11 protein-coding genes are annotated in these 11,299 nt (G+C 57.1%); 3 read left to right on the top strand and 8 right to left on the bottom strand.

Annotation, left to right across the window (positions count from 1 at the left end):
- Genes BQ5353_RS03805 through BQ5353_RS03815 form a run of 3 tightly spaced genes read right to left on the bottom strand, consistent with a single transcriptional unit; the run spans nucleotide 1 to nucleotide 2,705 of the window.
- Nucleotides 1–693, bottom strand: a complete 693-nt coding sequence (locus BQ5353_RS03805; protein ID WP_161802777.1) for an Rnf-Nqr domain containing protein — start codon at nucleotides 691–693, stop codon at nucleotides 1–3.
- Nucleotides 665–1,657: an RnfABCDGE type electron transport complex subunit D gene (locus BQ5353_RS03810; protein ID WP_054330700.1), complete on the bottom strand. Its 993-nt coding sequence runs from the start codon at nucleotides 1,655–1,657 to the stop codon at nucleotides 665–667. The genes BQ5353_RS03805 and BQ5353_RS03810 overlap by 29 nt, the downstream gene beginning before the upstream one ends.
- Nucleotides 1,638–2,705 carry a 4Fe-4S dicluster domain-containing protein gene (locus tag BQ5353_RS03815; protein ID WP_054330699.1) on the bottom strand — a complete coding sequence of 356 codons (1,068 nt, stop codon included), beginning with the start codon at nucleotides 2,703–2,705 and terminating at the stop codon, nucleotides 1,638–1,640. The genes BQ5353_RS03810 and BQ5353_RS03815 overlap by 20 nt, the downstream gene beginning before the upstream one ends.
- 87 nt (nucleotides 2,706–2,792) lie before the next feature.
- On the opposite strand from BQ5353_RS03815, the gene BQ5353_RS12655 reads away from it, so the two are divergent.
- Nucleotides 2,793–3,368, top strand: a complete 576-nt coding sequence (locus BQ5353_RS12655; RefSeq protein ID WP_071427347.1) for an adaptor protein MecA — start codon at nucleotides 2,793–2,795, stop codon at nucleotides 3,366–3,368.
- Here BQ5353_RS12655 and rpe read toward each other — a convergent pair.
- The 4 genes from rpe to BQ5353_RS03840 all read right to left on the bottom strand — a co-directional run bounded on the left by rpe (nucleotide 3,350) and on the right by BQ5353_RS03840 (nucleotide 8,311).
- Nucleotides 3,350–4,024 carry a ribulose-phosphate 3-epimerase gene (gene rpe, locus BQ5353_RS03825; RefSeq protein ID WP_054330696.1) on the bottom strand — a complete coding sequence of 225 codons (675 nt, stop codon included), beginning with the start codon at nucleotides 4,022–4,024 and terminating at the stop codon, nucleotides 3,350–3,352. The two genes, BQ5353_RS12655 and rpe, sit on opposite strands and share 19 nt — an antisense overlap.
- 512 nt (nucleotides 4,025–4,536) lie before the next feature.
- Entirely contained in the window at nucleotides 4,537–5,985 is a 1,449-nt protein-coding gene (locus tag BQ5353_RS03830; protein WP_054330695.1) for a S1C family serine protease, read from the bottom strand.
- 157 nt (nucleotides 5,986–6,142) lie between these two features.
- Complete coding sequence (locus BQ5353_RS03835; protein WP_054330694.1) at nucleotides 6,143–7,612, bottom strand: sensor histidine kinase; 1,470 nt, start codon at nucleotides 7,610–7,612, stop codon at nucleotides 6,143–6,145.
- Nucleotides 7,613–7,618: 6 nt separating this feature from the next.
- Nucleotides 7,619–8,311 carry a response regulator transcription factor gene (locus BQ5353_RS03840; protein ID WP_054330693.1) on the bottom strand — a complete coding sequence of 231 codons (693 nt, stop codon included), beginning with the start codon at nucleotides 8,309–8,311 and terminating at the stop codon, nucleotides 7,619–7,621.
- Between the two features lie 251 nt (nucleotides 8,312–8,562).
- On the opposite strand from BQ5353_RS03840, the gene ychF reads away from it, so the two are divergent.
- Together ychF and BQ5353_RS03850 are read left to right on the top strand one after the other, a co-directional pair.
- Entirely contained in the window at nucleotides 8,563–9,660 is a 1,098-nt protein-coding gene (ychF, locus tag BQ5353_RS03845; RefSeq protein WP_054330692.1) for a redox-regulated ATPase YchF, read from the top strand.
- A 31-nt stretch (nucleotides 9,661–9,691) separates the two neighbouring features.
- Nucleotides 9,692–10,306, top strand: a complete 615-nt coding sequence (locus tag BQ5353_RS03850) for a hypothetical protein (RefSeq protein ID WP_054330691.1) — start codon at nucleotides 9,692–9,694, stop codon at nucleotides 10,304–10,306.
- Between the two features lie 46 nt (nucleotides 10,307–10,352).
- On the opposite strand, the gene BQ5353_RS03855 is transcribed toward BQ5353_RS03850, so the two are convergent.
- Nucleotides 10,353–11,297 carry a magnesium transporter CorA family protein gene (locus tag BQ5353_RS03855; RefSeq protein ID WP_054330690.1) on the bottom strand — a complete coding sequence of 315 codons (945 nt, stop codon included), beginning with the start codon at nucleotides 11,295–11,297 and terminating at the stop codon, nucleotides 10,353–10,355.
- Nucleotides 11,298–11,299: the final 2 nt, after the last annotated feature.

Consider the following 11,299-nt stretch of genomic DNA (forward strand, 5'->3'; position numbering starts at 1 on the left):
CTATCCCTCCTTTGCAGCGGGCCGCGGCCGGCGGCGTTTGGGGGGCGGGGCGGCCTCCCGGTTTTCTCGAACAATATAAAATTGCTTAATCAGCCGGTCTGCCCAGCGGAAAAAGGCGGAGAGAAACCCCACCACAAGGAATCCAAAAAAGGGCAGTAGCAATCCGCCGGACGTAAAGGGGACCGGGACTGCTTTCCCCCACAGGGTGCCAGAACCAAACAGCTCCCGGAAAGCAGACAGAGGCACCGCCACCACCGCAAATCCTAGGGATTGCATCGCCCCGTCCAAAAGGGCATACTGGGGTTTGACCTGGGGCGCGTATTGCATAGCGCGGGTGATCATCAGGGAGTTGACCGCCAGCAAGGGGAAGTAAATCCCCATGGAGTCGAAGATGCTGGGACTGATGTACCGGATGAACAGGGCCGCAACCTGTAAGGCTGCCATAGCGGTGACAACGCATGCCGGCATCCGGGCCATCTTGGGGATTTGGGGGCTGAACACACAGGCCACCCACATGGCGGGCACCATAGAGCAGAACATGGCCAGAGAGAGGGCCACCCCGCTCCGCAGGCTGGTCGTACCCATGATGGCGATGGGAAGGGCCAGGCCGCACAGGAGTACCGGGTTCTCCGATAGCACCCCACGGGTCAGGGCCATGGCATCCCTATGCCTTCTGAGATTTGTCAGTTTCAACGCGGCGCCTCCTTCCCTCGCTGTGGATGGATTCATTTTTCAGGTCGATGGCAAAGGAGAAGGCGTTCATCAGCAAAATGGCGAACACCGCCGTCTCCTCGTAGCCCCCCGCCCGGCGGAAAAGCATAGCCGCCACGCCGCAGAGCACCCCGTAAAAAATTTTGGAGGTCTCCCGTTTGGGGGTGGTGGCCGGGTCGTTCAGCAGGAACACCGCTGTCAGCAGCAGACTGCCGCTGGTCAGCTCCATCAGGATGGACTGGACCGCCCCCATTCCCGACCGGGGCAGCACCAAGGCAAACACGGCCGACGCCCCCAAAAAGGCAAGGGCCGGCTTGATGTCGATGACATTGATCAGCGCAAGGCATATCAGACAGGCAATCAAAAGTAAGATGTTAGTGGCTCCCATAGAGCCGGGCATGCTGCCCAGGAAAATCTCCATGGTGCTGAATTTGGGAATCCCCCCCAGCTGAAGCGTCTGGGCGGCGGACTGGGCCGCTTTCACCGTGAGGACTGGGTCAAGGGCCAGCTTTCCCATAGGGGCAGGGTAAGTGAACATTGCCACTGGGAAACAAACTGTGGCAAAGGCGATGCCCGCCGCAGCCGGGTTAAAGATATTCTGCCCCAAACCGCCGAAGGGATGCTTGGCCACTGCAATGGCGAACACCCCTGCCGCAACCACAATCCAATAACTGATGGAGGCAGGCATAAACAAGGGGATCAACATGCCGGTGACTATGCTGGAATAATCCCACAGGCAGATTTTCCGCCCTGCCAGCCGGGTGCAGAGCAGGTCGGTCGCCAGGCAGGTGACCACCGAAAGAACCCCCAGAACCAAAGCGCGCATGCCGTAGAAGAAGGTCCCCATAAAATAGAGGGACCCCAGGGCGCAGATCACATAGAACATCACCGTGGCATTGCTGTCCTGGGAACGGATGTGGGGCGGGCTACTGGGCATCAGTTTCATAGGTGACCTCCTTCCCCGCCTTGGCGAGCCGTTCCACTTTTCCGGTGAAAATGATGGTGGAAAGGTCCAGCTTGGCCGGGCAGACATAGCTGCAAGTCCCGCAGCCGATGCAGCGCTCCAGGTCAAACCGGTCGATGTACTTCATCTTTTTGCGGGTGATAAACTGGTAGAGATAATAGGGTGAAAGTCCCTGAGGGCAGACCTTGGTGCAGCGGCCGCAGCCGATGCAGGTGTACCCCACATGCTTGCTGTACTCCCGGAAGGCGATGAGCCCCCGGGTGGTGGGGCCCACCAAAGTTTTCTCCGGGTCCAGCACGCCGTAGCCCATCATCGAACCACCGGCGACGATCCGGGTGGGGTTCTGGGCCAGGCCGCACCGCTCCAGAAGCTGCATAGCTGTCATGCCGATGGTGACTTCCAGGTTCATTGGGTTGGCGATGCAGTTGCCGGCCACCGTGACAAAACAAGTATCCTGTTTCCGGTTTTGGTAAACGGCCCGCCAAAGGTGAATCATAGCGCAGGCCCCCAGCAGCAGGGTGTTTTTATCCTGCAACTGTCGGTTCGCCCGGTATTCCGCAGGGTAGCCCCCGGTGATCCGGTGGACGGGGAGTCCAGCGATCTCCTGGGGGATTTTGGTTTCCACATCCATCAGGTGCTTATAAATGGCCACAAAGCTCTCCTGGGCGCCCAGGGCTTTTTGAGCCAGGCGCGCCCCTCCCGCCATTTGATCCCCCAGCTGGATGGCTGGGCAGAGCTGGCTGGAGATATAGGGCTCGTCGTCGATGGCATCCACTGCCAGGACGGAAATTCCCTGGCTTCTGCCCTGCCGGAGCTTCTCCCACAGCGGCATGCCGTCAGATTCATCGATGATGCCCGCCTCCTTGGCGATGGTGATGATCTCCTCTGCGGTCAGGGCATCGGGGTCGGCAGCTGGTTCCCGCTCCATCAAAGCCGATGGGCCTGGGCTGGTAAATTCCTGCAAATTCCGGGAAAGAGCTGGCTCTTTATGCTGTTCCAACACGATTCCACGGGTAAAAATATCTTCCACGAAACGATACTCCCCCTTTCTAGGGTTTCCAATATCCCACATTTGGGCAATAACGCCGCATTTGAGGCGGCGGAAGGTGGTTGGGTTATGTATTTTGAGCGCCTAGACGGCAACAAACTGCGGGTGCGGCTCACCGCGGAGGACCTGGAGGAATTCCTGGTCACCTACGACGGGATGGACTATGCCGATTCCGCCACCCGCATGATGGTCAGCGAGATCCTGAGCCGCGCCCGGCTGGAGTGCGGCTTTACCCCTGGGGATGGGCGGCTTCTCATCGAGGCCTATCCCGGCGAGGAGGATGGCTGCACCCTCCTCTTTACCGCCGTTCCCCCTCCCGGACGCCCTGCTCTGGGGAAAGGGGGGTTCGGCCCCCTGGTCTACGCCTTCGAGGACATCGACACGGTGATCGACGGGTCGGTTAGGCTGTTCCGGCTGTGCTGCCACCGGATTTATAAAAGTTCCCTGTACCGAATGGACAAGGGCTACCGGATGATTCTCTACCCCTTGGACCGCACCGGCTCCCGGGCCTCCACCCTGCTGGCTGAATACGGCGAACTGGCCGGGGAAGGCCCCGCCGCCGCCGCTGTGGTGGAAGAACACGGCGCACCGGTCATCCTGGGCAATGCCATTGACAAACTCTCTTATTATTTTGCCCGGGGATAGGCCGCCTGAGCGCTCTCCCGGATGGCGGCCACTGCCTGCCGGTAGTCGGGTTTGCCAAACACCGCCGACCCAGCCACCAGCACATTTGCCCCATTTTGGGCCACAATGGCAGCGGTTTCCCCATTGATTCCACCGTCCACCTGGATGTCCATGGAAAGGCCGCGGGCATCACACTCCCTGCGGATGGCGTTAACTTTGGGCATCATGTCCCCCATAAAGCTCTGGCCGCCGAAACCGGGCTCCACGGTCATCACCAGAACCAGGTCCACCTGGTCCAGGTATGGGAAAGCCGCCTGGGCCGGGGTTCCCGGTTTCAGGGCGATGCCCACCTTTTTGCCCAGCCCCTTGATGGCCGCAATGGTCTTGTCCGGGTCGCTGTCGCTCTCCAGGTGGAATACAATGAGGTCGGCGCCGGCTTTGGCGAAGTCCTCTGCATACCGCAGGGGGTCGCTGATCATCAGGTGGACATCATAGAAGGCGGGAACTGCCTTGGATAAGCACTTGAGGATGGGCGCACCCAGGGTCAGGTTGGGGACGAAGTGGCCATCCATCACGTCGATGTGAAGCATGTCCGCCCCAGCGTCCACAATGGCCTTCGCCTCGTCGGCCATATGGGCAAAGTCACAGGATAGCATGGAGGGGGAAATCTGTATCATAAAAACGTCTCCTGTCAAATAAAATACTGGCCGCAGCGCAGATTTAGACGCATACTATTTTAAACCACAGGGCGCAAAAGGTCAACTGCGGCACCCCCATCCCCCACGCCAGCCAGGGAAAATTTACAAATTATTCGGTTTTTCCTTGTCAAATGCGGATAAAATCCGGTGTGGCTTGTCCCATCACCCAAAGCCGGGGCCCAGTTGGGCCCCGGCTTATTTGGATGCGGCAGAGTTGGTTCCGTATGGCTCTTCCTGGGCAACAATTGCCACCCTTGCGGACCCCGCCGCTTGTTGGGGTACCCTCCATCCTATGCGGGAACCGCCCCGGCGCTCCCTTGGCGGGATGGACGGAGGGCCCCCGTTTTCCAGAGGAAGCCGTCTTTTTCCACAATCCCAGTGGAGGCAGGAGGGGGGAACCTCCATTTCCTTCCCCGAAAAATTTTACACGTTTTGGAAAAGGCAGACAAAAAGCCGGCCCCCAAAGGAGACCGGCCGGAATTTGTAGAGCCTTATTTGCTGGCGGGGCTCACGGTGCCATCGCCGTTGTCGCTCATCAGGGTGACCGAGACCTCAAAGGTCCGTCCTCCCACGCTGGAGTTGGAGCGGCGGTAGATAGTCAATTTCACCTTATCGCCGGGTTTAAAGCCATCCAGCACCTGGCTGATATCGTCCGCCGAAGCCACCGCCGTGCCGTTGACCTGGGTGATAATGTCCCCTGGGACCACGTTCTTAGAGGCGATGTCGGCATTGGGGTCCACCGATAAAATGTGAACGCCGGTGGGGACGCTGTACATCCGGGAGAGTACCGAATCAATGGGTTCACCGGTGATACCCAGCATGGGGCGGCCGGTGACTTTGCCATTGGTAATCAGCTGCTCCACGATAGGCAGGGCGTCGTTGATGGGGATGGCGAAGCCGATGCCCTCATACCCTTCGTTGACATACTTGGCGGAGTTTATGCCGATGACCTGGCCAAATTCATTGACCAAGGGGCCGCCGGAATTGCCGGGGTTGATAGCCGCATCGGTCTGAAGGAAGCGCATGGTATAGCCGTTTTCACTCTTGACAGCCCGATCCAGGGCGGAGATGATACCCTGGGTGGTACTGCCTGCCAGCTGCATGCCGGTGGGATTGCCGATGGCCACCACCCGTTCCCCTTCCTCCACCTGGTCGGAGTTGCCGAAGTCGGCATAGGTCAGGTTCTGGGCCTCAATTTTAATCACTGCGATATCCGTCCGGGTATCGGAACCGATGAGAGAGGCAGAGTACTCCTCCCCGTTATCCAGCACCACCTTGATGCCCACAGCCTTCTCCACCACATGGGCATTGGTGAGGATATAGCCATCGCTGGTCATGATAATACCGCTGCCCGCACCGGAGGAGGCAAAGCTGTTGTTCCCCTGGTAGGTGACGATGCCAACCACCGAGGGCTTCACCTTTTTGATGATCTGGGTGGTGGTCAGGCTGCCGTCCGCCGCAGCCTGTTCGCTGGTGGCAGGTTTCTCTTGGATGGAGAGGCCGGGCATCTGGGTCTGGCTGGAACTGGAATCGACATTTTTCTGATCCCGGTCGCCCACCATGCTGTAGACGCCGTATCCGGCAAAGCTTAAGACGCCGATGGCCAGCACCACACAGAGGATCGACGCAAAGACGGTGAACCCGCGGGAGCGTTTGGCCCGGGCTTTGGGCGGTTCGGAGGCACTTTCATAGTCTGCGAAATTCCATTTGTATTCCTCCCGGTCGGCAGAAGAGCCACCTGCCCAGCCCGCATTGGGGTTGTATTGGTATGACGAACCCTGCTGCTGGTTCCCCGGCCCCCAGCCGGGCTGCTGGCCGTTTGCACTGGAATTGGGGCCGTATGGGCCTTCCCCTGATGCGGTAGAATCCTGAAAACCGTTCTCATCCTTTGGGGTATCCCCTTCAAACGGGTCGCGGTCGTTGTAATTGGTATCACTCATGGTGGTTACTCCCTTTCCTGACTGCGGATCAGTCAATCTCGTTTGCTCTTATCTGAGCTACTGGTATCAGTATAACCCGCAATTTTGAATGTAAAAATAACATCTTTTGAAAATTGGGAAAACGTTTTTGACAGAAACTTTTAACAGGAGCACCCCGCTACTTCCCTTTTTCCCCCTTGCGGAAGATGGATTGGCCATTTTTTTGGTGGAGGGTAGGCAGGCTGAAGACAAATTCACAGTACTCCCCTTCCACGCTGCGGACCATAATATCCCCAGAGTGGAGGTTGATGATAGACCGGACAATATGCAGGCCGAGGCCCACTCCGTTTTTGTCCAGGCTGCGGGATTTGTCGGTCTTGTAAAACCGGTCGAATACCCGGGGGACTTCCTCTTTGGTCAGCCCCTGGCCGGAGTTTTTCACCCCAATGTAGGTCATGGCGGTATCCACTGTGTAGCTGAATTCGATGTACCCACCCTCATTGACAAACTTCACCGCGTTGTCAATCAGGTTGTACACCACCTGATGGATCAGGTCGGGGTCAGCTTCCACCATGATTTTATCCACATCCAAGCCGCGGATATCCAAGCGCTTTTCCTCAATAGCCTTCTCAAAGGTGAACACCGTGCGGCAGACAATGTCGTTGATGTCCACCGGCACCGGCTTGATCACCATCTCCCCCGCCTCGATCTTGGCGATGTTGAGCATGGATTTGATCAGCCGGGAAAGGCGCTTGACCTCCTCTGAGACAATGGTCAGATAGTGGCGCTGCTTCTCCTCTGGGATGGTGCCGTCCAGGATGCCGTCGATAAAGCCGCTGATGGTGGTCATGGGGGTTTTCAGTTCGTGGGAGACATTGGCGATGAAGCTGCGGCTGGTCTGGTCCTGTGCCGCCAGGCTGGAAGCCATAGTGTTGAAGGCCATAGCCAGCTTGCTCACCTCGTCATACCCCTCCACCGGCACCCGCACTGCAAAGTCCCCCTTGGAAAAGCTTTGGGTGGCGTCGGCCATCTCCCGCAGGGGACGGACCAGCCGGTCGGTGACAAAGTAGATGACAATAAAAGAAAGAGCCAGCACCGCAATGGCGCTGAACAGGAACATCTTGAAAATCTCCAGGAGGAAGGAGGTCATGCCTTCGGCGCTGGTAGAGGCAAATACCACCCCTATCACCGAGCCATCCTGTGCTTTAATCGGGCGGCCCACTGTATAATATGGCTCGCTGTAGATTCCGCCGAGACTGCCCATTTCCCGGTATTCCCCTTCCCGGGCTTCCTCCATAATCTTTTCACTGATCATATAGGTGGTGTGGATGCAAGAGGCCCGGTGGGTGCAGATCAAGGTCTTGCCGTACTGGTCCACTAGGAAGATGTCGGCGTCGATGGCATTTCCCAGGATAGAATATCCGGACATGGCCCTGGTGGAGTCCACATAGTAGCCGCCTTCCCCTTGGGTGGTGACGTTGCTGGTGATGGCCACTGCCTGCACCACGTTGCGGCTGAGCAGGTCAAACTTATCATTTTTAAAATACTGGGAAGCAAAGACCAGCAACACCACCCCGAGGATGGAGATGCTGGCCAGAATGATGGACAAACAGACGGTGAAGAATTTAGAAAACAGGCTTTTTTGCATTCTGCATTATTCCTTCACTTCAAATTTGTAGCCCACGCCCCAAACGGTTTTTAGGCTCCATTGGTCGGAGACGCCCTCCAGCTTTTCCCGCAGGCGCTTGACGTGGACGTCCACTGTCCGGGAATCCCCGTAGTATTCAAAGCCCCAGACCTCGTCCAACAGCTGATCCCGGGTGTAAACCCGGTTGGGATTGCTGGCCAGGTGGTAGAGGAGCTCCAGCTCCTTGGGCGGAGTGTCCACCACCTTGCCATCCACCTTCAGTTCATACTTGGTCATGTTGACCACCAGCTTGTCGTAGCTGACTTCTTTGATGTCGTTCTCGGCCGAAGATTTGCCAGTGCGGCGCATGACTGCCTTGATCCGGGCTATGATCTCCTTGGCGTCAAAGGGTTTGACCACATAGTCATCCGCCCCCAGCTCCAGGCCTAGGACCTTGTCAAAGGTCTCGCCTTTTGCGGTGATCATGATGATGGGGCAGTTGCTTTTTTTCCGGATCTCCCGGCAGACCTGCCAGCCGTCCAGCTTTGGCATCATGATGTCCAGAAGCACCATGTCTGGGCTGTCAGCAGAGAAGCGGGCAAGGGCCTCTTCCCCATCCCCGGCCACCGACACGGTGTACCCCTCTTTTTCCAAATAGAGCCGCAACAGCTCCGCTATGTTCCGGTCGTCGTCCGCAACAAGAATTTTACCCATCGACATGGCAATCTACCTTCCTTTTCTCATTCTATGGCGCGCGGGGCAAAAAGTCGGCTATCCCGCGGTTTTTCCCTGTTTTATTCTTATTATACAATACTTTGCGATGGAAAGGTGAATAATTTTTGAACCTTTTCCCCCCTCGGAGTAAACGTGTGGTTGTTGAAAAAACTGGGCGCACACAGTATAATAGGATTTAATATTCCCCCTTGCCCGCCGCCATGCGGGCAGGCAGGGAAATAATCTGGAGGAAAACAATGAAATTAGGTATTGTGGGGCTGCCCAACGTGGGCAAAAGCACCCTGTTTAACGCAATTACTAACGCCGGCGCACAGGCCGCAAACTACCCCTTCTGCACCATTGAACCCAACGTGGGTGTGGTGGCTGTCCCCGACTACCGGCTGGACAAGCTGGCCGAAATGTATGAACCGGACAAATACACCCCGGCGATGATTGAGTTTGTGGATATCGCCGGCCTGGTCAAGGGAGCCTCCAAAGGCGAGGGCTTAGGGAACAAATTCCTCTCCCACATCCGGGAGGTGGACGCCATCGTCCACGTGGTCCGCTGTTTTGAGGATGGGGAGATCGTCCACGTGGACGGCTCCATCGGCCCCAAACGGGACATTGAGACCATCAACCTGGAACTGATCTTCTCGGACATCGACATTGTGGACCGGCGGATCGACCGGGCCTCCAAAGCTGCCAAAGGGGATAAAAAATTCCTGGCAGAGGTGGAGATGCTGGAACGGCTGAAACACCATTTAGAGGAGGGCCTCTCCGCCCGGGGGTTTGAACTCCTTTCCGACGCGGAAAAGGAAATCTTCTCCGACATTCCCCTGCTCTCCGCCAAGCCCATCATCTACGCTGCCAACATGAGCGAGGGCGACTTCTCCGGCAATGTGGAGGAAAACCCCTTCTACCAGGAAGTCCAGGAGATCGCCGCCGCAGAGAAAAGCCAGGTCCTGCCCATCTGCGCCAAGCTGGAAGAGGACATCGCCGACATGTCCCGGGAGGACAAGCTCATGTTCCTGGAAGAGCTGGGGCTGGAAAAATCCGGCCTGGACCGGCTCATCCAGAAATGCTACGAACTCCTGGGCCTCATCTCCTACCTGACCGCCGGCAAACAGGAGGTCCGTGCCTGGACCATCACCCGGGGCACCAAGGCCCCCCAAGCCGCCGGTAAAATTCACAGCGACTTTGAAAAGGGATTCATCCGGGCAGAAATCGTCTCCTTTGACGACCTGATGGCCTGCGGCTCCATGGCCGCCGCCAAAGAAAAGGGCCTTGTCCGCCTGGAGGGCAAGGAGTATGTGGTCCAGGATGGGGACATCATCCTCTTCCGATTCAACGTGTAATACCCGCCCTCTTGCGAAAGGAGAGCCCCCCATGATCAACCTGGAACGCACCGAAGTCATGAACCTTCACAACGCCATCCGCGGCGCCCGCAACCCTATGAACAGCTGGGACCGCAGCGACAGCTCCTTTGAGGACGGGCGCTTTGTCCTCGGCCCCAACGACCTGGATCTGGCTGCCCGCCTCTGCCGCAGCGGCAGCGACCACCGCAAGTTTATCCGGCAGATTTTTGTTTCAGTGGACATCACTGCCCCCCTCTATTGGTGGAAAGAGTTTGACACCTACAAGGTGGGGACGGTGGCCAACTCCACCAGTACCATGCACAAAATCCACGCCAAGCCCTTCTCCCGGGAGGATTTCAGCTGCGACCACATGAATCCCCAAACCCTGGAGCAGATGGATAGGGTCATCGCCTTTTTGGAGGAGCTGCGCCAGCAGTACCAGAAAACCAAGGACAAGGACATCTGGTACAGCATCATCCAATTTTTGCCCTCCAGCTACAACCAGATGCGCACCGTCACCATGAACTATGAAAACCTGGTGGGGATGGTGCGTTCCCGGAAAAACCACAAGCTGCAGGAGTGGCACGACTTCTGCCATTGGGCAGAGACCCTTCCCTACGCCAAAGAACTAATCCTTTTTGAGTAAAATAAAAAGCCCAGCCGGATTTGGCTGGGCTTTTTCTATGATACAATCAGCTGAACATTCCTTTTTTCACCAGTGCGATGGCCACCAAAATGGTGAGCACCACCGACAGGAGGATGGGCATCCAAAACACCGGGAAAGGCAGCCCTTCCACATTCATGCCGTAGAAGCTGGACACCATAGTGGGGATGGCCATCAAAATGGTGATGGAGGTGAGGATTTTCATGACGATGTTCAGGTTGTTGGAGATGATAGAGGCAAAGGCATCCATCGTCCCCGACAAGATGCCGGAGTAGATGTTGCACATCTCAATGGCCTGCTTGATCTCGATGAGCACGTCCTCCAGGATGTCCTGGTCCTCGTCGTAGAGCTTGATGATCCGTCCGCGAAGGATCTTCTCCATGGTGATCTCATCGGATTTCAGGGAAGTGGAAAAGTAAACCAAGGATTTTTCCAGCCCCAAAAGCTGGATCAGCTCCTTGTTGCGCATGGACTGGTGCAGCTGCTTTTCGGTGGAGCTGGAAATCCGGTCAATCTGCTTCAGATACAACAGAAACCGGCTTGCCACCCGCAGCAGGATGGTGAGCAGGAACCGGGTCTTCTGGGCGGTTTGCAGGTTTTTCACCGCGCCGTTTTCCATCTGCTCAATGACGGCAAACTCCTTTTGACAGATGGTGACCACAAACTTTTCCGCTAGGATGATGCCGATGGGCATGGTGGTGTAGAGGATGGTCTTCTCCTCTTGGGAATCGGTGACCGAATCGTCCACCACTGGCACGTCCACAATCACCAGGGTCTGGTCCTCCTCCGCCTCAATGCGGGAGGATTCCTCCTCATCCAGCGCCGAGCGGACAAAGCCGGAGTCAAGGCCCAGTTCCTCCACCAGATAGGCGACCTCCTGTGGGTCGGGCGCTACGGCGGAAACCCAGCACCCATCCTCCGGGGCGGAGAGCCGGGTGATCCGGCCATCTACAGTTTTAAAATAGTTCAGCATAT

This window comes from Merdimmobilis hominis, assembly GCF_900104615.1.
Classification (GTDB): domain Bacteria; phylum Bacillota; class Clostridia; order Oscillospirales; family Ruminococcaceae; genus Merdimmobilis; species Merdimmobilis hominis.